General features: G+C 70.3%; 11 protein-coding genes. 7 read left to right on the plus strand and 4 right to left on the minus strand.

The features are described 5' to 3' along the window. Positions 1-181 precede the first annotated feature (181 nt). A complete protein-coding gene (locus WME95_RS28915; protein WP_437902585.1) occupies positions 182-5,317 on the plus strand; it encodes an AAA family ATPase in 5,136 nt (1,711 codons plus the stop codon). 100 nt (positions 5,318-5,417) lie between these two features. Here WME95_RS28915 and WME95_RS28920 read toward each other — a convergent pair whose 3' ends face one another. Then, on the minus strand, positions 5,418-7,031 hold the full coding sequence (locus WME95_RS28920; RefSeq protein WP_437902586.1) for a DUF1552 domain-containing protein: 1,614 nt from the start codon (positions 7,029-7,031) through the stop codon (positions 5,418-5,420). Further along, a complete protein-coding gene (locus WME95_RS28925) occupies positions 7,028-8,797 on the minus strand; it encodes a DUF1592 domain-containing protein (RefSeq protein ID WP_437902587.1) in 1,770 nt (589 codons plus the stop codon). The genes WME95_RS28920 and WME95_RS28925 overlap by 4 nt, the downstream gene beginning before the upstream one ends. A 396-nt stretch (positions 8,798-9,193) precedes the next feature. On the opposite strand from WME95_RS28925, the gene WME95_RS28930 reads away from it, so the two are divergent. Further along, a complete protein-coding gene (locus tag WME95_RS28930) occupies positions 9,194-10,546 on the plus strand; it encodes a glucuronyl esterase domain-containing protein (protein ID WP_437902588.1) in 1,353 nt (450 codons plus the stop codon). A gap of 146 nt (positions 10,547-10,692) precedes the next feature. Here the strand turns inward: WME95_RS28930 and WME95_RS28935 are convergent, their stop codons facing one another. Next, the gene (locus WME95_RS28935) at positions 10,693-11,544 is read right to left on the minus strand and encodes a Uma2 family endonuclease (RefSeq protein ID WP_437902589.1); all 852 of its coding nucleotides are present in this window, start codon (positions 11,542-11,544) and stop codon (positions 10,693-10,695) included. Between the two features lie 814 nt (positions 11,545-12,358). On the opposite strand from WME95_RS28935, the gene WME95_RS28940 reads away from it, so the two are divergent. From WME95_RS28940 to WME95_RS28960, 5 genes are all read left to right on the plus strand, one after another. After that, positions 12,359-14,335 (plus strand): CHAT domain-containing protein, encoded by a 1,977-nt coding sequence (locus WME95_RS28940; protein ID WP_437902590.1) that lies wholly within the window; start codon positions 12,359-12,361, stop codon positions 14,333-14,335. After that, the gene (locus WME95_RS28945) at positions 14,332-18,006 is read left to right on the plus strand and encodes an nSTAND1 domain-containing NTPase (RefSeq protein ID WP_437902591.1); all 3,675 of its coding nucleotides are present in this window, start codon (positions 14,332-14,334) and stop codon (positions 18,004-18,006) included. The genes WME95_RS28940 and WME95_RS28945 overlap by 4 nt, the downstream gene beginning before the upstream one ends. Further along, positions 18,003-18,509 (plus strand): hypothetical protein, encoded by a 507-nt coding sequence (locus tag WME95_RS28950; RefSeq protein ID WP_437902592.1) that lies wholly within the window; start codon positions 18,003-18,005, stop codon positions 18,507-18,509. Before WME95_RS28945 ends, WME95_RS28950 begins: the two co-directional genes overlap by 4 nt. 196 nt (positions 18,510-18,705) lie before the next feature. Beyond that, positions 18,706-20,223 carry a PEGA domain-containing protein gene (locus WME95_RS28955; RefSeq protein WP_437902593.1) on the plus strand — a complete coding sequence of 506 codons (1,518 nt, stop codon included), beginning with the start codon at positions 18,706-18,708 and terminating at the stop codon, positions 20,221-20,223. Continuing rightward, positions 20,223-22,550 carry a formylglycine-generating enzyme family protein gene (locus tag WME95_RS28960; RefSeq protein WP_437902594.1) on the plus strand — a complete coding sequence of 776 codons (2,328 nt, stop codon included), beginning with the start codon at positions 20,223-20,225 and terminating at the stop codon, positions 22,548-22,550. Before WME95_RS28955 ends, WME95_RS28960 begins: the two co-directional genes overlap by 1 nt. 147 nt (positions 22,551-22,697) lie before the next feature. Here WME95_RS28960 and WME95_RS28965 read toward each other — a convergent pair whose 3' ends face one another. After that, the gene (locus tag WME95_RS28965) at positions 22,698-25,040 is read right to left on the minus strand and encodes a hypothetical protein (RefSeq protein WP_437902595.1); all 2,343 of its coding nucleotides are present in this window, start codon (positions 25,038-25,040) and stop codon (positions 22,698-22,700) included. Positions 25,041-25,375: the final 335 nt, after the last annotated feature.

Raw genomic sequence — 25,375 nt, forward strand, 5'->3', positions numbered from 1 at the left:
TCGAGGTCGCGAGAATCGCTGAGCGTGCTGAGCGCCGCCAGGCTGGACTTCCATGCCTTGCCGCGTATTCTGCCGGCGGGCGGGTCTCTGTCCGACGGGGGGACGGCGGATGCTCGAGCTGATGTGTGGGGGGCGTCACGCTCCTTTGGATGGCTGACGCGGAGCACGGGGTCTTGCTGCAATGATCGATCTGTCAGGTCATACGCTGTTCGAGAGGGTATACGAAGGCTCCGAGACCGTGCTGTACCGCGGCCGCCGGAACGAGGACGGCGCGCCGGTCGCGGTCAAGATGCCTCGGTCCGAGTTCCCGACGGCCAGGGATCTCGCGCGGCTGCGGCGCGAGTTCGCCATCCTGCGGGACGCGGGCGAGGTGGCCGGCGTCGTCAAGGCACACGCCATCGAGAAGTGCGGCAGAGGCCTCGCGCTCATCATGGAGGACCTCGGCCCCTCCTCGCTGCACGCCGTCCTGAAGGCGCGCAAGCTCGACGTGGGCACGGCGCTCCGCACCGCCATCGCGCTCGCGGGCACCCTCGACACGCTCCACGGACTCCGGATCATTCACAAGGACATCAAGCCGCACAACATCCTGATCGACGAGAAGACGCAGAGCCCGCGGCTCGTCGACTTCGGCATCGCGGCGCGCCTCTCGAGGGAGACCCCCGAGACGGTCCCGCCGGACGCGCTCGAGGGCACCTTGTCGTATATCGCCCCTGAGCAGACTGGCCGCATGAACCGGAGCGTGGATCTGCGCGCCGATCTCTACTCGTTCGGCGTCACGCTCTACGAGATGCTGACAGGGGCCCTCCCGTTCCAGGAGGGCGATCCCACCGCGCTCATTCACAGCCACATGGCGCGCATGCCGACGCCGCCGCACGAGCGCGCGCCGGGGGTGCCCGGCGCGCTGTCGGACGTGATCGTGAAGCTCCTGGCCAAGATGCCGGAGGACCGATACCAGAGCGCCCGCGGGGTCAAGCTCGACCTGGAGGAGTGCCTCCGGCGGTGGGAGGCGACGGGCCGCGCCGATCCGTTCCCGCTGGGCAAGCACGACCGGCCGCTGGATCTGCGCGTTCCGCAGCGGCTCTATGGCCGGGATCACGAGGTGAACGTGCTCCTGTCCGCCTTTCAGCGGGCTCGCCGGGGCGCGGCCGGGCTGGTGCTCATCTCCGGCTACTCCGGCGTCGGCAAGACCACGCTGGTGAACGAGATCCACAAGCCCATCGCCCGTCATGGAGGGTATTTCGCGAAGGGGAAGTTCGATCCGATCAACCGGGACGTCTCGCTCGCGTCGGTGGCGCAGGCCTTCCGCGAGCTCATCCGGCAGGTGCTGACGGAGTCGGCGGCGGCCGTCGAGGAGTGGAGGCGCAAGCTGCTCGCCGCGGTCGGCGCGAACGGGCAGCTCCTCATCGAGCTGATCCCGGAGCTCGAGCTGATCCTCGGGCCTCAGCCGGCCGTGCCGGAGCTCGGGCCGACCGAGGCCCGCAACCGCTTCGATCTGCTGGTGCAGCGCTTCCTGCGGGTCTTCGCTGCGCCGACCCACCCGCTGACCCTCTTCCTCGACGATCTGCAGTGGGCCGATCCGGCCTCGCTCAGGATCCTCGAGCGCCTCCTCACGGACGTGGAGGGCAACCATCTCCTGATCATCGGCGCCTATCGGGACAACGAGGTGGACGCCGCCCACCCGCTGCACGCGACGCTGGGTGAGCTCCGCAAGTCGGGCGTGGCGATCGCCGAGCTCACGCTCAAGCCCCTCGACATGCCCACGGTCACGCAGATCGTCGCCGACACGCTGAGCGCGCGGCCGCACGCGGTCGCGCCGCTCGCGACGCTGGTCTTCGAGAAGACCGAGGGCAACCCGTTCTTCCTGGGCCAGCTCCTCGGCGAGCTCCACGACGCGGGGGCGCTGTGGTTCGACGCGCCCTCGGAGGCCTGGGCATGGGACGTGGCGCGCGTCCGGGAGGCGGTCGCCGCGGACAACGTGGTCGACCTCATGCTCGACAGGCTGCACCGGCTCCCGCCGGCGACGCAGCGCGCGCTGAAGCTCGCCGCGTGCCTGGGCCACACGTTCGATCTCACCACGCTGGCGGCCGTCCACGAGAAATCGCCCGCCGCGACGGCCGCCGACCTGTGGGACGCGCTGCGCGGGGGCCTGATCGTGCCGCGCGACAGCGATTATCGCTTCTTCGACGAGAGCGCGGACACCGAGCCCTCGGCCCCCCAGGAGATCAAGGTATCGTACCGGTTCCTGCACGACCGGGTGCGCCACGCGGCCTACTCGCTGGTCGAGCCCTCGCGCAGGGAAGCGCTGCACCTGGCGATCGGCCGGCTGCTCTGGGCGCGGGCCGGCGAGACGCCGCCCGACGAGGACCTGATCGAGCTCGTCCGCCACATGAACCTGGGCGCGCGGGGCATCGCCGACGAGGCCGGGCGGCTGGCCCTGGCCCGGCTCAACCAGCGGGCGGGCAGGGCTGCCAAGATCAGGACAGCCTATCAGGCGGCCGCAGACCACTTCAGCGCGGGGCTCGAGCTCCTCGGGGACGCGCGCTGGGAGCGCCACGAGGCGCTCTGCTTCGCGCTCAGCCGCGAGAACGCGGAGTGCGTGTACCTGAGCGGCGCGCCCGAGCGGGCCGAGGAGCTCTTCACGTCCCTCATGCCCAGAGCGCGGTCGAACGTGGAACGGGCGCAGATCTACAGCCTCCGCGTGCTGCTTCACGTGACGCTGGGGAACCTCGCGGACGCGGTGCGCCTGGGCGGCGAGGGCACCGGCATTCTCGGCTTCCCGCTGCCGAGCGGCGAGGCGGAGCTGCAGGCGCGCGTCGGGGCCGAGCTTGCAGAGGTGGGCGCGAACCTGGCGGGCCGGCGCATAGAAGACCTGATCGACGCGCCGGTGATGGACAGCCCGGAGCAAAGGGCGCTCGTCCAGCTCATCAGCGATATGATGGGTCCTGTCTTCTGCCTGAGGCCGGAGCTTTACCCGCTGTTCGTCCTCAAGCAGGTCAACATTTCCCTGCGGTACGGCCACGCCGACGTGTCCGCCCTCGCGTACACCTCGTATGGATTCCTGCTCGCGGTCTTGCAGGGGCGGCCCGCGGACGGCCATGCGTTCGGCCGCCTCGCCATCACCTTGAGCGACAAGTTCTCGAACGCCGCCCTGACCGCCAGGGTGAACTACGTCTTCGCCACGTATTCCCACCTGTTCCACGACGTGCGCGACGGGATTTCTCGCTTCCTGCAGGCGCGGCAAGGGCTGCTGGAATCGGGCGACTTCGCCCATCTCAGCAACGTATGGAACTGCGTGACCAGCAACATGTTCACCGCGGGCTATCCGCTCGAGGAGCTGCGCGAGGAGGTGGAGCGAGGCCTCGTCGTGTTACGGCGAACCGGGGACGTCAGCGGCACAGCCGTGATGACGCTCATGAGGCAAGCGATCGCGAGCCTGCAGGGACGGACGCGGGCCCCCGACAGCCTGAGCGACGACCAGTTCGACGAGGACGAGTTCGTCGCGCGCCTCAAAGAGAGGGGCTTGATCGCGGGCCTCTTCTTTTATGCGCTGCTCAAGCTGCAGCTTCCCTATCTGTACGGCGACTGCGAGAGGGCCGCGGCGAACGCCGCGGACGCCGAGGCCTACGGCGCCGGCATGCTCGGTTTGTATCAACCGACGAAGCTGCATTTCTACGCTTGCATGGCGTTCCTCGGGCTGCCCGCCGCGGCGTCGCCCGAAGAGGCGGAGCGCCGCGCGCAGACGATCACCCGCCACAAGGAGCGGATCGCGGGCCTCGCCGCGAGCGCTCCCATGAACTTCCAGCACCTGCTGCTGCTCATCCAGGCCGAGGAGGCGCGCGTCGCCGGCGACCAGCTCGAGGCCATGGGCCTTTACGACCGGGCGATCTCCCTGTCCCGGGAGAACGAGTTTCCTCACGACGAGGCGCTCGCGAACGAGCTGTGCGCGAAGCTGCACCTCCACGAGGGCAGGACGAAGGTGGCGCGCGCGTACATGGCGGACGCGTACCTCGGTTACCGGCACTGGGGAGCGACGGCCAAGGCGGACGCGCTCGCGCGCGATCACGCCGCGCTGCTGCCCTCGTCGAGCGACAGCGTGCCGATCTCGTCCATCCCCTCGGCGACGTCGGGCCCGGCGCACGCGGGGACCATCCTCGGCCGGACGACGGTCGGCAACCTGCGGGACGCCGCGCTGATCGTGCGCGCCGTGCAGGGCATCGCCGGCGAGACGGAGCTCGAGCGGGTGATCGAGCGCCTTGTGACGCTCGTGCTCGGGAACTCCGGCGCCCAGCGGGGGGCGCTCGTCCTGGAGCGGGACGGGCGGCTCTTCGTCGAGGCGACCTTCGGGGTCGAGCCCGGGACGCTCGCGCTCGGGCCGAGCGAGCCGCTGGATTCGCGCCCCGACCTGCCGCACAAGGTGGCGCTGTTCGTCGCTCGCACCCGCGAGCCGCTGGTCCTCGACGACGCCAGCGCCGACGCCCGGTTCTCCGACGATCCCTGCGTCCTCGGGCAGGGCACGCGATCCGTCCTGTGCCTCCCGCTGCTCCACCAGGGCCGCATGAACGGCGTCCTTTACCTGGAGAACAACGCCGCGAGCAGGGCGTTCAACGCGAGCCGCGTCGAGCTGCTCGGCCTCCTGTCGTCCCAGGCCGCGATATCCATCGAGAACGCGCTGCTCCTCTCGGGCATGCGGGAGGTGAAGGAGCAAGTCCTCGACGCCAACCGGCGGCTCGAGGCCGAGGTCGCGCAGCGCACCGAGGAGCTCCAGCGCTCCAACGCGCAGCTCAGCGCGAGCAACGAGCGCCTGAAGATCGAGCTCACGCAGCGCGAGCAGGCGGAGCGGGAGCGGGCCGCGCTGCAGCGCCAGATGTTCGAGGCGCAGCAGACGAGGCTGGCGGAGCTCTCGACGCCGCTCATCCCGATCACGGACCAGATCATGGTGATGCCGCTCATCGGCACCATGGACGCCGCGCGGGCGGCCCAGGTGCTGGAGGTCGCGCTCGACGGCGCCCAGCGCCACCAGGCGCGCGTCGTGATCCTGGACATCACCGGGATGAAGCACATCGATACCCAGATCGCGCAGACGCTCGTGGGGACCGCCAACGCGCTGCGGCTGCTCGGCACGGAGGCCGTGCTCACCGGCACGCGCGCCGAGGTCGCCCAGGCGATGGTGGGCCTGGACATCGAGCTGAAGTCCATCGTCACCATGGGCACCCTTCAGAGCGGCATCGCCTATGCGCTCCGCCGCGCCGGGCAGTCGACCGGGATCGGCGCGCCGCTGTCCTCGGGGCCAGCCCGCGCGCGCCCGCCGGCGAGGTGAGGTCGGGCGGTCACGCTCGAATGAATCGTGGACGTCAGAGAGCGCCGACGGCGCTCTCGTGCACGCGCAGGCCCGGGCCTGCGGCGTACGCTCGGTCGCCTCACGCCTTGATGGCGTCGAGCTCCCCCGGATTCTTGATGCCGGGCCCGTCGGTGACCTTGCCTGCGCCGTCGGTGGTGAACGACGGCGCGCTGCCACCGAAGCCAACCGCGACAGCATCCGAGACGCCGAAGCGATCGACAGGAACCCACTCGGGCATCCCGGCGCCGAGCGCGTTGATCAACGTCGTGTAGAGCTTGTTCAGCGGGACGGTTCCGCCCGAAGAGCCGGTGTTGCCGCTGTTGTTCTCGCCCTCCGTGCCGCTCGAGCAGGTGGCTTCGCTGTTGCCTGCCTCGAGCTTCCCGCCCGCGACGTTCACCGAGACGCCCTGCTTGAGGTAACCGCCGGCGCTGCCGGCGATCACGATGGGCAGGTTGTTGTTGTTGTGCGCGTTGCCGTCGGCGAGCTCCGGCAGCCACATGACCGCGGAGTTGTCGAGCATGGTGCCGCCCCCCTCCTCGATGCTGTCGATGGTCTTGACCAGCTTGGCGAACCGACCCGCATACCAGCGGTCGATCTCGTGGATCTGCTCGATGACGCCGCTCACGCACTGGCCGCCGACGGCGGCGCTCCCGTTCCGGTGCGAGAGACCGTGATGATCGTGGGTGTGCGCGATGCCGTCCCACTTGAACGTCACGAAGCCCGGCCACTGGAGCACGATGGATCGGTTGCTATCGCACATCATCGTGAGGGCGATGAGGCGGATCATCATCTCGCTGCCGAGCGTGTACACCTTCTCGTTGTTGGGGAAGCCGCCGCCGCGAGCGGGGTATCCCGCCTCGGTGAGGGCAGCGTCCGTGACGCCGAGGGCGGTCGCCGACTCCGCGGTGCAAGCAGAGGGGATGACGCGCTGCTCGGTCTCGCGAAGAAGGGAGAGCCAGTCGTCGATCTTCTTCCGATCGGCGCCGCTCATCTTGCGGGCCTTGTAGGCGTTCAGGTCACGGCTCACCAGATCGATGATGCTCTCGCCGCGAGCCACGCGATAATCCGCCTCGGTCCCGGAGCCGCTCACGAAGAGCCCGGTCAGGCTGCTGTACACCGTGCGCGCGTTGGTCACGGGCGCATACGGCGTCTTCGGCGCCGAGTACGACACGATGCCCTTGACGTTCGTGAAGGCATTGCCGACGGAGAGCACGAGCGGGACCTTGTTGGTGCCCGGGTTGAAGCGCTGCGCGATCTCGTGATCGAGCGAGTGCGACAGCGCCCAGTGATCTCCGCCGGGATCGAGGGGCGCGCAGGTCAGCTTGCTGCCCATGCCCTGATCGTGGGGATCGAAATATTCCGTGCCGTCCACCTTGTTGTTGAAGCCGTTCAGCGGCATCGCGAGCCCGCGCGGGAAGAGCAGCTTCGCCGCGAAGGGCGCGAGCGGGGCGAGGGTCCGGGGCTTCCCGTCCGCCTGCGTCGTCTCCAGCGACGCCGCGGTGACGCTCCCGGCCCCGTTCTCGATCCCCGTCGGGAACCAGCGGTTCGTCAGGCAACCGTTGTTGGTGTAGAAGATCACCAGGCGGCGCGGCGACGGCGCCTCCTGCGCTCGCGCGGAGCGGCCGAGCGAATTCAAGAAGGGGACGGCGAGCGCCGCGCCACCAAGTCCACGCAGGAACAGTCTTCGGTTCACGGCTCCACCTCCGCCTGCAGGGCACGAACTCGGAACGATTGACTCTGAGTGAGATCTGCGATGAGGTCGAGCACCGTGTAGCCGCCCTGCGTGAGCTTGGCGGTCAGCTCGTCCACGGTGCAGGAGTCCTCGTTGTTCAGCTCGCGCTGGTAGGCGAACGAGACCCACTTTCGCACGTAGCAGGTGTGCGCTGCCGGGGAGCTCGCGATGGCCTCGGAGAGCGCCACCGGGCCGTCGACCTCCACGACGTCCTCGCCGACGCCGACGTTCACCCGTGTGTCGATGGGCGCGCCCGAGAACGATTCGGTCTGCTGGTAGGCGCCGACGGCGTCGTACGCCTCGAACGCGAAGCCCGCAGGGTTGATGTACGTGTGATGGCAGAACGCGCAGGAGTCTCCCGACGTCTGCGCGTCGACCCGAGCACGGTTGGTCGTGAGGCTCGCGTCCGTCGGCAGCGGCGTGCCCTCCACCATCGGAGGCGGCGGCGGGATGTCCGCGCAGAGGACCTCCTTCTGCAAGAACGCCCCGCGCAGGATGGGCGACGTCCGGTCGTACCCCGAGTGCGACACCAGGAAGCCCAGGCGGGTGAAGAGGCCAGAGCGCTGCGTCGGGTCGAGCTCGACCGGCACGAGCTCCGCGCCGTTGAACTCCGCAGGATCCAGGTCATAGAGCGGCGCCAGGGAGGCGTTGACGAAGCCCACCGGCGTGGTGACCAGATCCTGGAACGTCCCGGCCTGATCGAAGACCACGTGCTCGATGAAGCGATCGGTCTCCTCCGACAGGAGCGGGATCATCGACGCTTTGAAGTCCGGGAAGGCGGCCGGATCACGCTGGATGTCCGACCAGCGCGTGCCGGGGCCCATGTGGAGGTAGAGCTCGTGGAAGGCCTTGACCATCCCGCGGCTCTTGGGATCCGCCAGCATTCGCTGCGCCTGCGCGAGGATCTGCTCCGGCGTCTGCAGCGCGCCTTCGTCTGCCGCGGCGAACAGCTCGTCGTCCGGCATGGTTCCCCAGATCAGGTACGAGAGGCGCGACGCCACCTCGTGGCTGTTCAGCACGAAGTACTCGCCCTCGGGCTTCTCGCTGATCTCTGCGCGCATCAGGAAGGAGGGCGAGAGCAAGAACCCTTCGATGATCAGCTGGGCGCCGTCCTCGAAGGAGCCGGTCGGCGTGAGCGCCTGGCGGCGAGCGTAGAGGGCCTGGAAGAGCCCTCTCTCCTCGTCGGTGAGCGGGCGCCGGAAGGCGCGCCGTCCCAGCGTATCGATGAGCTGGTTCGCGCACGCGGCGCCGTCGCCTGCCGGCGTGCACGGGATGGTCTTGGCGCGCGCCCTGGCGTCTGCCATCACCGCCGCCGCCACCGTCGCTGCGGCGGTCTTGTACCCGTCCCACGCGCGCTGATCGACGCTCCCGACCCCGTCCGGAGCGAGCATCGACGACGGCTGGGTGTCGATGCCGACCAGATCGCGAATCGTGTTGTCGTATTGCGCCCTCGTCAGACGCGGCAGCGCCGACGTTCGCGGGACGCCCGGCACGCACACCGTCGGCTCGACGCCGGGGCCGCCCCCCGCCGAGCCGTCCCCTCCGGCGCCGCTCCCGCTGCCAGACCCGCTCCCGGGCCCGTCGCCAGACCCGCTCCCGGGCCCGTCGCCAGAGCCGCTGTTCGCCCCCGGGTCATCGCCGCCGATCATCGCGGTGCAACCGCCCATGGCTGCGTAACTCGCCGTGAGCAGCGCAGGAACGATGAACCGTCTCGCCCACGTGTCCATAGAACTCACCTCATCCGAGGGGGGCTCACATCGAGCATCGCCCAGACATCATGATGCCTTGTCGTGGGTCGCAGATCACGAGTTTTCTCGTATTTTCGTCTTGGCGCAAGTTTGCTTTCGCCCGGCAAATCCGCTGGTTTGCAAGGCGCCGGGGCGAGGCGCGTGAGTAGAATTTCGACTTCTCTTGTGATACAGCAATTATTGCGTGAGAGTGGCGTGATGTTGTGAACGCTCACATGGACATCGACCTACAGCGGACAGCGCCACGCGACCCAATGGGCTCTTCGCGCGAACCGGACCACGCCTGCGCAGGAGCGGCCGGACACGCTCTCGGCGCTGCTCCGCTGAGCAATTCGAGCGGTCGTGAACCAAACCAACCTTCGGGCATCGAGGACAATGAGAAAAACTCTTCTGGCTCTGCTGTTCGTGTCGATCCCCGGCTGCGGTGATGACCCCTCCGACACCACGACGTCGAGCACCACGACGTCGAGCGGCGGGGACAACAGCGGCGGAGCGGGCTCTTCCGGCAGCTCGTCGGTCTCGGGAGGGGGTGGGAGTGAATCCACCGGCACGGGTGATCCCGGCGGCGCCGAGGACAGCGGCGCGAGCTGCCCCGCGCCGACGTTGCCCGACGCGGCATCTCTCCCTGTCTACGAAGCTCATCAAGATCCGTTCACGATGCTGGATGGATCACGCATCACGAAGACGTCGGAATGGGCATGTCGACGCGCAGAGATCAAGGCGCAGGTCGAGGAGTACGAGTCCGGACCGAAGCCCGCGGTGTCCAAGGATGACGTGACGGGGGAGTTTTCGGGGAACAAGCTGACGGTCGGCGTCAACGAGGGCTCGAAGAGCGTCTCCTTCTCCGTCGACATCAACCGACCTGCCGGGGCGCCCTCCGCTCCGATTCCGCTCCTCATCAGCCTCTATGGCTTTGGCAGCGTGACCCTGGACGCGAGCGTCTTCAGCCAGAACGGCGTCGCGACGGCCATCTTCAACAACAACGACATGGGCGCCCAGGGCGGCGGCGGCACGCGTGGTACGGGGATCTTCTATGACCTCTACGGCAAGGACCACCCGGCCAGCTCGATGATCGCGTGGGCCTGGGGCATCAGCCGGATCATCGACGCGCTGGAGAAGACCCCTTCGGCCAACGTCGATCCGAAGCGCATCGCCGTGACGGGTTGTTCGCGGGATGGAAAGGGGGCTCTCACGGCAGGAGCGTTCGACGAGCGCATCGTGCTGACGATCCCGCAGGAGTCGGGCGCCGGCGGCTCGGCGAGCTGGCGCGTCTCACAGGCGGGGAAGGACGCTGGGGAGAACGTGCAGACCCTCTCCCATGCGGCCGGTGAGCAGCCGTGGTTCCGTGAGAGCTTCGGCGCAAACTTCGGCAGCAAGGTGACGACGCTCCCGTTCGATCATCACATGGTCATGGGCCTCGTCGCTCCGCGCGCGCTGCTCGTCGTCGACAATCGAATCGATTGGCTCGGCATCGACAGCACCTTCACGGCCGGGTCCATCGCCCACGCGATCTGGGAGGGGCTCGGCGTGCCCGACAGGATGGCCTACTCGCAGCTCGGCGGCCATGAGCACTGCCAGTTCCCCGCGCAGCAGAGGGCGATCCTGGAGGCGTACGTGAAGAAGTTCCTCGTCGGGGGCGGCACCGACGACACCAACGTGCTCGAGAGCGACGGGGCGAAGGCCGACCTCGGCCGGTGGATGACGTGGACGCCGCCGAACCTCCAGTGACCGCCGGGCTCATCCGGCGCGGGAGCCGAGCCTGACGGCTACCTCCGGCGCGGTGCGGACGGCGAGCTGGAACGTGGTCCGGCGCTTTTGGCGAAGTCCGCCGAGCTTCCTGGATGGTCCTGAACGCCCCCGGCGAAGCGGGCGCCTCATCCCGGGGAGCGTCGCCGCGTCTTCCGCTTCCCTCGGGCCTGCGCCAGCTCTGCCCGCAGCGCCTGCACCTCGGCCTGCAGCTTGTCGTTCGCCTCGCGCGCCTTGCTCTCGGCCTCGCGCGCCTTGCTCTCGGCCTCGCGCGCCTTGCTCTCGGCCTCGCGCGCCTTGCTCTCGGCCTCGCGCGCCTTGCTCTCGGCCTCGTCCGGCGTCGGCAGCAGATCGTGGCCTTCGCGGTCGCGCGCCAGCCGGAGCATCGGGCCGAGCGACTGGTCTTGCACGACGGTCCACCAGAGGCCCAGCGTCTCGCAAGCGCGCAGATCGGGGTCGTCGGACGCCCGCTCCACGAGATCGCCTTCCAGGGCGTCCCAGACGCGGATCGGTCGCTTTCGATCCTCGGGATCGAAGCGCACGACCTCCGGGATGCCCGCGGCGCGGTAGCGCTCGAGCTTCTCGTCCCAGTCGGGCTCGCCCTCGTCCGAATCGCTCACGATCTCGACCCCGAGGTCAGGCGCCCCGTGCAGCCAGATCTTCCAGGTGCGGAAGGTCCGATGAGGCATACCCAGCCGGACGAAGGCGTCGGGGGCGAGGCGCTTCTTCGAGGTCCTCGGGTCCCAGTAGACGAACTGGTCGGAGCCGAGGGTCGCCGTGTGCGCGAGCTCGCGCTTGAGGATCAGGTACAGCGCGGTGCGGAGCTCCAGGTGGCGGTTCGTCTCGGGCACTTCTTCGGCCTCGGGGAAGTACACCGGCTCGGGCGGGCGGCTGTAGACGTGGGCTCCCATCCGGCGGCGGGGTGCGGCGGCCGGACGAGGTGCAGCGGACGGGCGGGCCGTGGATTCGACAGCTGACATGGCCTGCTTCGGAGGATACCACGACCGCCCCGGGAGGCCTGGCAACTCGGACGCGCTCGGGTACCTCGACGTCCGCGACCTCAACGTGGTCAAGCGCCCCGGCCTCCCGGCACGCCCGCGACCTCAACGTGGTCAGGTACCTCGATGCCAGCCGGAGCATCGGGCCGAGCGACCGATCTTGCACGACGGGCCAGCAGAGGCCCGGCGGTCTTGCACACGTGCACATCGGGGTCGTCGCACGCGCGCTCCAACCCCACCTGCCTGTCGGCGAGCGCCACGAAGAGCTGGTTCGGCGCGGTCGGGCTGAACGCCAGCGCGAACGCAGCAGGGGTCTCGCCCTGAGCGGCCCGCGTGAGGCGCCGCCCTCGCCAACCCGGAGGCTGTCGACGAGGCTCCCCGCCGGCCGCGCGGCGACGAACTGGCTCCCATCGCGGTTGAACAGAATATCGCTCGGGCTGTGCCCCTTGTGGACCGCAATGGCCGTCCCGGGGATGGGCTCCAGCGTTTCGTCGCTGCGCGCGGCGAACCCGGCACAGCTCGCCTCCACGAGGGCGCTCGGATCCGCCAGCGCGAGCCAACGCAAATCGGCATTGCGCTCGTACGCAACGCGCTATCCCCGCGCGGCTCGCGCGAAAGCGCCATCGTTTTTCTTCGGCTGCGCCTCCCCGTCGCAGACGGCAACGCTGATCCGCGGGAAATGGCTCGGCAAGCGCCAGGTTCTGCGGGAGGTACCGCCAGCGGCGAGCGAAGCCCGCACGCACACCACCTGTTGGTGTAGCATCCGCTGTCATGCCCAGACTGCACGGTGCCCTGCATGCGCATGGAGATTGACCTCGCCAGCGCTGGGGCCGAGGTGCGCGCGAGCACGCGCTGGAGCCACGACGACCGGACCGCGCCCCACGGCCTGGGCTCCGACCTCGATGTCGATGCGATCGCCCGCTTCTCTGAGGGCGTGCGTGCCGCCGCCGCGAACGCGCGGCCTCTCGACGCGGGCCTGCTCGATGCGGCGCAGGCTCTCCATCGCGCCGTGCTCCGCGGCCTCGACCCGCTGCGGACCGGGCTCGCCGCGGCGCCGGGCAATCCGCTGCTCGTACGGCTCTGGCTCCTCGATCCGAAGCTCCAGGGCGTGCCCTGGGAGGCGCTCTGCAGACCCGGCGAGGCCATGGGGTTCTGGGCCAGCTCGCCGGCGCTGCTGCCCGTGCGCGGCGTGACGACGAGCGAACCCTGGCAGCCCCGCGCGGTGCGCGGTGCGCTCCGCGTGCTCGCGGTCGCGCCGCTCGGAGGAGCGGGCCTCTACGCGCTCCGGAGCGCGCTCGGCGAGCGGATCGATACCGGCGAGATGGAGTGGCTCGATCCGCTCGTGGGGCCGGCCGCGCGCGCGTCCGCCCTCTTCGATCGGCTCCGCCGCGAGCCGATCCCGCACGTGCTCCATTTCGTCGGGCACGGCGGCCAGCACCAGGGCGTCCCCGTCCTGCAGTTCGCCGACGAGGACGGCGACGCGCGCTGGGTGCCCGCGGAGCTGCTCGCTCAGCAGATCCAGGCGAGCCTCCGCAGCTATCTCCGGCTCATCGTCCTCGAGGCGTGCGAGGGAGCCCGGCCGTCAGCGTTCGCCTCCGCCGCGGAGATCCTGGCCCGGAGCGGAGTGGACGCGGTCGTCGCCCACCTCTGGCCGGTGAAGGCCGACGTGGCGCGCGCGTGCTCGGCGGAGCTCTACCGCGCGCTCGCGGCCGGCTCCCAGAGCAAGGGCGACGTCGCCTTCAGCATGAACGAAGCCCGGCGGGCGCTCCTCGTCGCCTTCGACGGCAGCGCCGAGGCATTCTCGCCGGTGGTGTACCTCCGCGGCCCCGACAGCGTGATCTTCGACTTCAAAGGGCGCAAGATCGTGCCGCCCGCTCGGCTCACCCAGGCGACGCCGGTCACCCGTGGGATCGATCCGGCGCTCGGGCGGATGCTAGGGAAACCCTTCTCGCTGCTGCTCGGCGATCGTTTCCGAGGGCAGCGCCCCCTGATCTCGGGCTTCCGCGACAAGCTTCACAAGGAGCTCGCCAAGGCGGCGGCCCCGGCGGCGCCTGGGCTATCGATGAGCTCGCTCGCCCAGCGCGTTGCGCTCCACCGCGGGGTTTCGAAGCTGGACGCTGAATTTCAGAAGACGTTCCGCGGCGGCGCGCCGCCCCCGCCGTTCATCGAGGCGCTGGCGCGCGCCGTCGGTCCGGGCGTGCACACAACGCTGCTGCGTCACCCGTGGCTCGAGCAGGCCGTGGCTGAGAAGCATCCGCGGCGCACGATCTATGTGCTCCATCAAGGGGACCAGGGCCTGATTTTGCTGTGCCGCGAGGCGGGCAGCACGGACTGGGAGGAGCTCGACGCGCCGCCCGAGACGATCGACCCGGAGCAGGAGATCGTCCTCTTCCGGCCCTACGGCGGCTACACGCCCGAGCACGTGTTCGCACGGCCTCTCCTGACGGAGGACGACTACCAGCTCAGCCTCCGCGATCTCGACGGCGCGCTCCCGCGCGACCTGGCGAACGCGATCCTGAGCACGCTGAGCTATCGACCCGCGCTGCTGCTCGGCATGTCGGTCGTCACCGGGCACCACAGGCTCCTCCTCCACCGCCTCTATCCACGGGGCGTTCCGCGCGGCAGCCTCGCGGTGATCGATCCCGAGGACGCGGAGCGGGAGCTCTGGAAGAAGGGGTCGGGTCTACCAGGCAAGAACGAGGGGCTCGACGATGTCATCGAGGCCTCCATGGAGGACCTCGTCGAGGCATTCGGAGGGGAGGACGGCGCGTGAGCGATCCTCACGAGAGCGTGAACCCGTTCCCCGGCGCGCAGCCGTACCGCGCCGCGGATCGCGATCGCTTCTTCGGCCGCGACGCCCTCGTTGCGAAGCTCACGCACCAGATCCTGGCCCACCCGTCGACCACCCTGTACGGGCCGTCGGGGGCCGGCAAGTCGTCGCTGATGCAGGCGGGGGTGATCCCCCGGCTACAGGAGACCCACGACTTCCAAGTGGTGCGCGTCGACGGGTGGCCGTCGAGCGAGGAGCCCCTCCCGTGGCTCACGCGCGCCGTCTTCGAAGGCCTGGAGCTCGGCGTGGCCCCTCAGGACGTCCCGCCCATCGAGGCGCTCGACCAAGCGATGCTCCTCGCCGAGCGCCGGAGCGAGCAGCCGATCCTGATCTACCTGGACCAGATCGAGCAGCTGCTCTTCGCAGAGCGCGCCGAGGCCGAGGCCGAGGCGCTGATCGACGGCGTGCACCGGCTCGCGCGAGCGCCGATCCAGGGCCTGCAGATCGTGCTGTCGTTGCGGGAGGACTACCTGGGACGGTTCCGGGATCGCGCGCGCGATCGCAAGGAGCTGCTCGCGCACGGGTTCCGGCTCGGGCCGATGACGGTGGGCGAGATGGTCAAGGCGGTGTGCCGGGCGGCGGCCGAGGGGCAGCCACCGCAGCGCTGGGACGTGGAGCACCTCCGCGGGCTCATGAGGGAGGTGCGGGTGCCCGACGAGAGCGCGTCCGACGCGGCGGAGGTCCAGGCGGTTTACGCACAGATCGTGTGCCGCGCGCTGTTCCAGGAGCGCGCCCAGGGCGGCGCAGAGGGCGTGTTCGAGGCCGAGTCGATCCTGCGACGGTACTTCGACGCGACGCTGGAGGATCTCGGGCCGCTCGCGCCGGAGGCGCGGCGGCTGCTCGAGGATCAGCTCGTCACGGCGGACGGCAGCCGGACGCTGCGCACCGAGAAGGAGCTCCTCGGGTACGTGCCCGAGGAGAAGCTCAAGATGATCCTGCGCGCGCTGGAAGACGCGGCGATCCTCCACGCCCAGGCGCATTCGGGCAGCAGGTACTTCGAGATCGGTCACGACTGGTTGGCGAGCAGGGTCCACGAGCAGCGGAAGCAGCGCGAGCGGGACGAGGAGCAGCGGCGGCGCGAAGAGGCGCAGGAGGCGGAGCGCAGGCGCGAGCGAGCCGACGCAGAGGCGAGGCTCGCGAAGGCGCGGGCTCAGCGGCGCTCGCTGGCGCTCCTCGCGCTCTCGGCGCTCGCAGTGGCGGTGGGCACCGCGGCGATGGGCCTCTGGGCGCTCAAGCAGCGGGCGCAGGCGGAGAAGGCCAAGACCGACGCGGTGAAGGCCGAGACCAAGGCGATCGAGGCGCGCAAGCTCGCCGAGACGAAGGAGACCGAGGCGCACGACGCGCGGCTGCTCGCCGGCGCTCGCGAGCTCAAGAGCCGCGGCCAGCTCGCCTGGGCGACGAAGCTCTTGCCCGACGTGCGGGACCCCGAGCGAGCACGCGGCTGGGTCGCGCTCGCGAGCGAGGCCCTCGCCACGAACACACTCGAGGTGACCCTCCGTGGACATAAGGAGGAGCTCAGGGCGGCCGCGTGGAGCCGCGACGGCAAGCGCGTCCTGACAGCCTCGGCCGACAACATGGCGCGGGTGTGGAGCGCAGATGGCATAGGCGATCCGGTGGTGGTCGCACGCCACGACGCGCCGATCACCGTCGCCTTGTTCAGCCCCGACGACCGGCGGGTGCTCACGGGCGCGGAGGACGGGACGGCGCGGGTATGGAACGCTGATGGTTCGGGCCAGCTCGTGGAGCTCGTGCCGGCGCCATCGGCCCCAGAAGCCCCGCGCTGGCCCATCACGGCGGCGGCCTTCAGCAACGACGGCAAGCGGGTGGTGGTGGCAGCCGTATCGCCCACGTCCCCCGACAGGCCCTCGGAGGTGTTCGCTCGGGTGTTGAACGCCGACGACGCGGGCAACGCCGTGAAGTTCGAGGACCGCACCGGGCCGCTGTCGGTCGTGGCGCTCCATCCGGACGGCAAGCGCGTGCTCACCGTGTCGCAGGACGGGACGGCGAAGCTGTGGAGCGCCGACGCCCCGGCGACACCGGTCGTCTTCAAGGACCACGGCGGGGCGGTGAACTTCGCCGCCCTGAGCCCCGACGGGACGCGCCTCGTCACGACCTCGAGCGACAAGACCGCGCGCATCTGGGACGTGTCGCGCACTGCCAGGCCGGTCGTGCTCAAGGGACACGACGGCGCCGTTCTCCATGCCGCGTGGAGCGCCGATGGCAGGCGTGTCGCCACCACCTCGAACGACGACACGGCGCGCGTGTGGAGCGCCAACGGCAAGGACGAGGCGGTCGTCCTGTCCGGGCACAGCCATGACGTGGTGTATGTGGCGTTTCGACCCGACGGGAGGTACCTGGCCACCGCCTCGCTCGACCAGACGGTGCGCATCTGGCCAACGCAGGGAGGTGAACCGCTCGTGATGAACGGGCACGAAGCACCGGTCATCTCGGCGGCATGGAGCCCCGATGGCGAGCGGTTGCTCACCGGCGACCGCGACGAAGGCGGGCGCTCGCTCGACGCGACAGCCAGGATCTTGCGGCCGAGGCGGCTCGCGTCGCTGCCGCGAGTGCGACAGGGGTTTTACCATTCGGCGTTCATCGGCGCCGACGGCAAAGTCATCTCGGCCTACGACGACGGGACGGTGCGCCGCTTCGATGCAGACGAGACCGGCGAGCCGGACGTCGTCGTCGCGGGCCGAGGATCGGACTCCACCCCGGCCCAGGCCGGCAAGGCATGGGTCATGAACGCAGCGTTGAGCCCCGATGGCACCCGCGTCGCCGTCGCTTCGTTCGACGGGACGGCGCGCGTCGTCCGGGTGGACGGCGGGGGCGAGCCCGTGGTGCTGCGCGGTCATCAGGCTGCGGTGCGCGCGGCAGTCTTCAGCCCGGACGGGACGCGCATGATCACCGTCTCCGACGACAAGGTCGCGTTCATCCATCGCGTCGACGGATCGGGCGAGCCGTTGCGGCTGGCAGAGCACATCGACGGCCTCACCTCGGCGGCGTGGGACCGCGACGGCACGCGCGTCGTTACCACGTCCAGGGACCACACGGCGCGCATCTGGCGCGCCGACGGCCAGGGCAAGCCCATCGTGCTCACGGGACACGAGGGCGCCATCCACGCGGCGGCATGGAGCCCCGACGGGATGCGCGTCGTCACCGCCTCGGAGGACGACACCGCCCAGGTCTGGGACGCGGACAGCGGCGCTCCCACGACGGCGCTCTCGCACGGGAGCCCGGTGGTGCACGCAGTCTGGAGCCCAGACGCCGCGCGCATCGCCACCTCGTCGCTAAAGGGGGCAGTGCGCCTGTGGCGCGCCGATGGGACGGGTGAGCCCGTCGAGTTCGAGGTCCCGGCGCCCGCCCTGGCCATGGCGTTCCTGAACGATGGCCGGAGGCTACTCGTCGTCACGGCCGACAACACGACGCGCACCTGGACGATCGACACGGGTTCGTTGCGACAGGGTTTGAAGGACGCCAATGCGGACTGCCTCCCTCCGGAGATGAGGGCCATCTATCTCGGCGATACCGCAGACGTGGCGCGAGAGCGGTATGCCACGTGCGAGCGAGAGCACCTGCGAGCCACGTTGTTCACGGAGGTTCAAAGACCATGAGGATGGTGATGCGCATGGTTGCATGGACCGGAGGCATGCTGATGGTCCTCACGGCCTGCGAATCGATCGACCACCGCAGCACCGCCGGGGGGGCGGCTTCCAGCACCGCTCTGGGCGACGCAGGTCCCCGGGAGAGCTCCATGTTCGCCACGACGGCGGCGCGATCGCAGCACAGGCCGCTCGCGTCGGATGAGCTCCGGGTCGCGCTGTTCGTCGTGCCCGGCGATGCATCGGTCGAGGTCGACGGCCAGCCGGCGCGGCGGACCAACGGCATCATCGAGCTGGTCGGCAAGAAGGGTGATAGTCGCAAAGTCCGCGTTTTTAAGGGGGCGAAGCGGATGGAAGAAAAGACCGTGTTCATCGGGGACGCTGATAGTTCGCCGATGTTCCTGGACCTGAATGCGCCGCCCCCGCCGGTGGCGCGCAAGGCAGAGAAGAATGCGCAGTGGGAGCCGATCAGGGTTCGGTGGTCCGAGGATCCCGGCGATGGCGCGAGCAAATGACGGGCTCATCCCTCTGCCCGATCGCTCGATCAGTCGGATTTCGAGAGGTTCAACAGCTGGCTGGGCTGTTCTTTCAAAGCGCCGGACGGACGAGGCACCTTGCGGGTCGAGCAGCGACGCTCCTCCCGCCGCATGCAGCGGGATGACATGACGTGAAGCTGCCGCGGGCGATGGGAAGCCCGGATGGAGATGGGATATGAAAGTTCGTGTTGCCAGGCGGGTGGTCTTTGGATCCACGATCGCCCTGGTGCTGTCGATCGGGAGAGCGGAGGCGCAGGCTCCACCGTCGAGCGCTCCGGGCGCAGCCGCGGCGGCGCCGGCCGGCGCCGCGCAGCCGCGCGACCCGACAGCGTCGAAGCTGGCGAAAGTGCACTTCGAACAGGGGGACCAGTACTTCGCTGACAAGGAGTGGCTCAAGGCGCACGACGAATACGTCAAGTCGCTGTCGCAAGAGAAGACGATGAGCGCGATGACGGCGCTCGCTTCCACGCTGAGGCAGCTCGAGAGGTACAACGAGGCGCTGGACCTGTACGAGAAGGTCCTGCTGGAGCCCAAGCTCCCGTCCAACCTCATGGACGATGTCAGGAGGGGCGTGGAGGACCTCCGGAAGCGCGTTGGTACACTCGAGCTCACCGGCGACACGCCGGTCGGCGCGCGCCTGCTCATCGACGAGAAAGAGCGCGCCACGCTGCCGTTGTTGGCGCCGCTGCGTGTGCCCACAGGCACGCGCCAGATCAGCGTCAAGAAGGACGGATTCGAGCCCATCGCCGCGACCGCAGAGGTCACGCCCGGGCAGAAGAGCGTGGTGGAGCTGCGCGCCCCATCGAGGAAGGGGCGCCTTTCGGTGAGCGAGAAGCACGGGTGGGCGCTGGAGGTGGAGATCGACGGGCAGCGGCTCGGCGTGACGCCATGGGAGGGCCTCGTGGATCCTGGCGAGCACCAGGTGCGGCTGCACGGCTTCGTGGGGCATCAGGCGCTCGCAGAGTGCACGGCGCCGGAGGCAGGCGCTGGCGGGGCGGAGGCGGCGCGCGAGGGCGCGAAGATGGAGTCGCCGCTGCAGACGGCAACCGTGAAGCTGTATGAGGTAACCCCCGTGGTCCTGAGCGCGCAGGACGTCGACGCGTCGCTGCGGGTCGAGTCGACGCCCAGCGGGGCGCACGTGAGCATCGACGGCAAGGTCGTGGGGCGCACGCCCTGGGAGGGGCGGCTCCCGCTGGGTGAGCATGCCGTCGAGATGCGCGCAGCGGGCTTCCTGCTCGCGAAGCAGGCGGTGCGGCTGGAGCGGCGCAAGCAGCGGGAAGTGCAGGTCGTGCTGGAGCGCGAGCCGGACCCCGAAGGGGAGCGGAGGACGAGGAACATCGCGGCAACGGTGGGTTATGGGGTGGGGGCGGCGGGGCTCGGGCTGCTCGCGGTGACCGGAGGCCTGGCGCTCAAGGAGGTGGGCGAGGTCCGATCGCGGTGCGGGGGCACCTCGTGCCCGCAGTCGGAGCGGGAGAAGCTGGACGAGGCGGGAGACCTCGGGACGCTGGCGACCGTGGGGCTCGTGGTGGGGGCCGTCGGCGTGGCCGGAGGGACCGCGGCGCTGTTCGTGCTGCAGCCCAGCGGGGGAGACCGGCGCCCCGGCGCGCCCGGCGGCGGCGCGAAGCCGGCGGGCGGCGTGGCGTGGCGTGCGGGCGTGGGGCTCGGGCGGTTCGAGATCGAGGGGAGGTTCTGATGGACAAGCGACGAGCATGGTACGCGCGGGGCGGCGCCGCGGTGGCGGCGGTGTTCGGCTGCAGCGCCGCGGTCCTCGGGTGCAATTCGGTGCTGGGCATCGAGGATTTCGATGCCGCGGGCTGCCCGAGCGCCGGTGCGCGCAGGTGCCTGGACAGCAATACACCTCAGGTGTGCGGCGCGGACGGCACGTGGGAGAGCGAGCCGGACTGTGTCGATCAGGTATGCGACAGCGCGACGGGAGCGTGCGTCGGCGAGTGCGCGCCACGAGCGACGCGGTGCGCGGGCGATGTCCCCCAGGTGTGCAGCGACAGCGGGCTGTGGGAGAGCAAGGCGGCGTGCGTCGACAAGACGTGCAGCGCCGAGCTGGGCGCGTGCATCGGCGTGTGCGCGGCCGGGCAGAAGGGGTGCGAGGAGAACACGCTGCAGCGCTGCGACGCGAACGGGCAGTGGCAGGACGAGAAGCGGTGCTTCGACCGGCGCATGACGTGCGACGCTGCCAGCGAGGATGGGTGCGTGGGCGTGTGCCCGAAGGGCGAGAAGCGCTGCGAGGACAACGCTCTGCACACGTGCGGCCGGGATGGGCAGTGGCAAGCCCAGCCGGCATGCGTTGATCAAACCTGCGACGCCGACGAGGAAGAAGGTGGGTGCGTCGGCGTGTGCGCGAAGGGCCAGAAGCGGTGCGACCCCGACAACAACAACAACGCGCTGCAGCTCTGCGATGAGCACGGGCAGTGGCGAGGCGAGATGTGGTGTTCCACCGTCAGCCAGACGTGTAGCGTCACCGGGGAAGACGGGTGCATGGGCGTGTGCGCGAAGGGCGAGAAGCGCTGCGAGGACAACGCTCTGCACACTTGCGGCCCGGATGGGCAGTGGCAAGCCCAGCCGGCATGCGTTGATCAAACCTGCGACGCCGACGACGAAGAAGACGACGACAGGTGCGTGGGCGTGTGCGCAGCGGGGCAGAAGCGCTGCGAAGACGACGACAACACGCTGCAGCTCTGCGACACGCACGGGCAGTGGCAAATTGAGAGGTGGTGCTCCACCATTAATCAGACATGCGACGCCGCCGACGAAGACGGGTGCATGGGCGTATGCGCGGCGGGGCAGAAGCGGTGCGCGGGCGGCGTGCCGCAGGAGTGCGTGGAGGGCGCGTGGGTGAGCCACGCGGCGTGCGGCGGCCCGACGCATTGCTACGGCGGCGACTGCGTGGTGTCGTGCGCGCCCGGGCTCGACGTGTGGTGCTTCGGCAATACCCCGCATGTCTGCGACACCACCGGCGATTGGAGCGCCAGCGCGGCGTGCGAATCCCAGACGTGCATCAACGGCCTCTGCGAGGGGGAGTGCGCGCTCGGGGACGCGCGGTGCTCGGACAGAACACCACAGACGTGCGACGAGAGAGGACGCTGGACGGACCGGACCGCGTGCGAGGGATCGTGCGAGGTGGGCTCGTGCCCTGGACCGAGCTGCGAAGGTCTCCCGTCGAGCTGCGGTCCGGCGGGGAACGAGAGCTGCTGCCTGAGCCCCGTGGTGCTGGGAGGCACATACCAGCGGTCCAACATGGTGGAGCATCCCGCGACGGTGAGCGATTTTCGACTGGACCGATTCGAGATCACCGTGGGCCGGTTTCGCAAGTTCGTTGAAGCTTACCCGGCGAGCAAGCCTGTGGAGGGAGCAGGAGCGCACCCAGGGGTGCCGGAAAGCGGCTGGCAGACCGATTGGGACTGGTTTTTGCCCGCAGATAGAGCGGCGCTGGAAACCGCGATAAGCGGCTCCAGGAACTCCATGTGGTGGAACGCACCAGACGAGGACGAGCACGCGAACGAGAACAAGCCGATGAACTCCATCACCTGGTTCGAGGCGTTTGCCTTCTGTGCGTGGGATGGTGGGAGGCTGCCGACAGAGGCAGAGTGGAACTACGCGGCGGCAGGAGGGAGCGAGCAGAGGGAGTATCCGTGGTCGGTGCCGCCGAGCTCGATCCCGATCAATACGAGCTACGCGGTGCACGATTGCAGCGGGCTGGGAGTAGGCTGGTCGTGCGGCAGGGAGGACATCTTGAACGTGGGCGTGAAATCGCCGAGGGGGGACGGGAAGTGGGGACATGCGGATCTGGCGGGAGGCCTGTGGGAGTGGAACATGGATTGGTATGCTCCCTATGACACCGGCGCGTGCACCGATTGCGCCAGAATCTACGGCGGCTTGGACCGGGTGCGCCGGGGCGGTAGCTGGAGAGATATTGCGTCCAACTTGCACTCGTCCGAGCGCTCCAACGATCCCCCGGAACTCCGTGGTGACCACATCGGCGCCCGGTGCGTGAGGACGCCCTGAGCCACGCTGCATGATTCCGCGCGCTCCCATCGAACCCTGAGGGCGGGAAGCGGGCACGACGCCTCTCCCCGCCTTCCCGACCTCAGGAGAGCTCCCTCCGGGTGGATGCGACCCCCACCTGCCCCTCAGTCACTCACCCCGGCCCCCTCACCCCCCCGCCGCGTCCAGCATCGCCCGCAGGAGCGGCGGCGTGCGCCGCGGATCGCAGGGCGCCTTCACCGCCCGGCCCGCGACGACCGCGCTCATATGGCATGTCCCCGGCCGCGGCAGGTGATCCATCCAGTAGAGATCGAACCGATCGTCCGGCGCGAGCCGCCGCACCATCGGCTCGAGCGGCAGCATCAGCCCCTCGCGGAAGCGGGCCAGATAAACCACGTTCGACAGGCGAACTGGGGAGTTCAGCCCGATGCGCCGCCGCGTCCCGGACGCGTAAGGACCGGTGTGATCGATGAACTCCACCGTCTGGAGATCGCCGTAGAGGTCCGGCTCCGTCTTCTCGACCGTCACCAGCGTCCATGCGCAGAGCGGCCGCTGCGCCCGCAGGAGCGCGCGCGTCATCTGCTCGAAGTCGGGCAGATCCGCGGCCGCCCGCGCCTCGGTGTAGTGGCCGTGCGCGAACTGGTTGCGCTCGGCCTGCATCAGGTTCGAGAGCGTCTCGAACGTCTGATTGTGCGACAGCTTGACGTCGAGCACCTCCCTCGCCATCGAGCCGATCGGATCATCGCGATCGCCGAACGCCCGCGCGGCCGTGCGCGCGAGCTCGCGCCACGCGCCGAGCGCCAGGCCGTCGCGCGTGCGCGTGCGGCCGTGGAAGTCGAGGAGCGCGCCCCACCCGGGAGGCGCCCCGCCCGCGCCCGCGCTCCCCCCGCCCGCGCCCGGACTGCTCGGGACGCCGCCGCGCGCCGAGGTCGGGGGCGCGCTGCCGCCGCTGAAGAAGGCCGAGACGAGCACCGTCGCGATGAAGCGCCACGTGCCCTCGAGCACGTCGAACAGCATCTTCACCCGCTCGATCGCGCTCGACGCCCCGATCGCCGCCCGCACCCGCCCCGCGATGGGATAAGGCAGGCCGCCGCTCAGCGCCGAGAGCACCCCGTGCGGATCGCCGCACTCGCGCGAGATCTCCGCCGCCCGCGCGCCCGCGTCGGCGTCGTGCAGGAGCTCCCACGACAGGGTCCGGGCGTGCTCGACCCTCCCGTCCAGGATGGGCGGCCGGCCGTGCCAGTCGCACTGCACCGCGCTCGCCATCACCGCCGGATCCGCCTTGCGGGGCACACACGCGGCGACCACGCCAGGCGCGAGCGGCGCGATCAGCGCGCCGGCGCCCGCGTGGGTCGCGACGACGGCCGCGAGTTCCTGCGCGAGCGCCCCGATGACGTGCGGCCCGACGCCGCCGAGCGCGCTCTGCTCCTCGATGCCGAACAGGACCGTCGCCCGGCGCCCGCTCCGCGACGCCTCGATCACCTCGAACGGCGGGGCGAAGCGCGCGCTGGCCGCGCCGTCGCGGAGCTCCGCCACGGGGGTGGACGCGCCCGCCGCGCCCCGCTCGCGCTCCGCCGCGAGCGACGCGCCCCGCTCGCGCTCCGCCGCGAGCGACGCAATGGCATGCAGGCCGAGCTCGACCTCGCGGCCGGCGACGTCCGCCTCGCCGGCGATCGTGAAATAGCCGCACGCGAACGCCCCGAGCCCCGCGGACTCCGCGGCCTCCAGGGCCTGCCGGGCCGCGGCGGCCGCCTCCGCGGCGCCGCCCCGCACGAGCACCACCGCGGTGCCGTCCGCGTCGCCGACCGGCCGCTCCGGCCACAGCCGGTGCACCGCGACCAGCGCGGCCGCCGCGCGCGAGGGCGCGCCCGCCTCGATAGGCCGCAGCAGGACGAGCGCGCCCTGGCCCTTCCGCGCGAGCAGCGACGCGCACTCCTGCTCCAGCCCGGCGCGCGCGAGCAGGCCCGTCGCCGGGTCCACCGCCCCGGCGGGGACCGACAGCGCGGCGTAGCGGCGGTCGAAGAACGTCGCGCGCATGCCGCCGACGCAGACGAAGGTGCCGTGCACGAGCGGCGACTCCTCCCCGCGCGCGAGGTGCCGCGCGCCGACCTGCACGGGCACGCTGCACTCCTCGCGGCGGCGCAGCCACCAGCGCACGCCGTCGTGGCGCAGCGAGGCCGCGAGCCGCGACGCCACGTCGGGGTACACGAGCTCGTTGCGCTCGTCGCCCACGCGCTCCACGCGGCCGAGCCGCAGCGCGCCGACCGGCTCGAGCCGGAGCTCGTGGAGGTAGCCGTCGCGCCCCTCGATCCGCAGCCTGTCCGGCGCGGCCACCTCGCCGCGCCACAGCGAGAACCCGGGCGCCTGCGTGAGCCAGAGCGTGGCGCCACCCGCCGCGACCGACCGCAGCTCGGCCCCGGGCGCGCCCTCGAGGCCGCTCGCCTCGACGGGCGCGGGCGGGACGCTCTCGCCCGCCGGAAGGTCCCCGCCGCTGTCTCGTCCGCCCGTCACGCGTCCCTGTCCATGGTGATGTCCGCGAGCCGCGTCCCCCGAGCATCCGGGGGCTCCTCGGGCGATTACCGCACCGCGCCACGGCAAATTCAACGCAAATGCGCCGGGGCGCATTCCTCGGCGGCCTCTCTGCGCGGCCGTCCGCCGCGCGCCGCCCGCCGCAGCTTGACGCCTCCGGAGCGTTTGCATCTCCTTCCTCCGCGCCGGCAGCCCGCCCCCTGGGCGCGCTGATGGCGAAACCGACGACACAGTCCGAGCGGATCCAGGCGAAGCGACCGCGTTGCGACCGACGAGCCAGGGGGTCTTCCGCGCTCCACGCCAACAACCGGGAGAGA

Origin of the sequence: Sorangium sp. So ce327 (genome assembly GCF_051530205.1) — a bacterium.
GTDB lineage: Bacteria > Myxococcota_A > Polyangia > Polyangiales > Polyangiaceae > Sorangium > Sorangium cellulosum_B.

Bases quoted from the DNA above. Each gene is read 5' to 3' on its own strand.
- WME95_RS28915 (WP_437902585.1), top strand. From the start codon at position 182: ATGATCGATCTGTCAGGTCATACGCTGTTCGAGAGGGTATACGAAGGC.
- WME95_RS28925 (WP_437902587.1), bottom strand. From the start codon at position 8,797: ATGGACACGTGGGCGAGACGGTTCATCGTTCCTGCGCTGCTCACGGCG.
- WME95_RS28930 (WP_437902588.1), top strand. From the start codon at position 9,194: ATGAGAAAAACTCTTCTGGCTCTGCTGTTCGTGTCGATCCCCGGCTGC.
- WME95_RS28935 (WP_437902589.1), bottom strand. From the start codon at position 11,544: ATGTCAGCTGTCGAATCCACGGCCCGCCCGTCCGCTGCACCTCGTCCG.
- WME95_RS28940 (WP_437902590.1), top strand. From the start codon at position 12,359: ATGCGCATGGAGATTGACCTCGCCAGCGCTGGGGCCGAGGTGCGCGCG.
- WME95_RS28950 (WP_437902592.1), top strand. From the start codon at position 18,003: ATGAGGATGGTGATGCGCATGGTTGCATGGACCGGAGGCATGCTGATG.
- WME95_RS28955 (WP_437902593.1), top strand. From the start codon at position 18,706: ATGAAAGTTCGTGTTGCCAGGCGGGTGGTCTTTGGATCCACGATCGCC.
- WME95_RS28960 (WP_437902594.1), top strand. From the start codon at position 20,223: ATGGACAAGCGACGAGCATGGTACGCGCGGGGCGGCGCCGCGGTGGCG.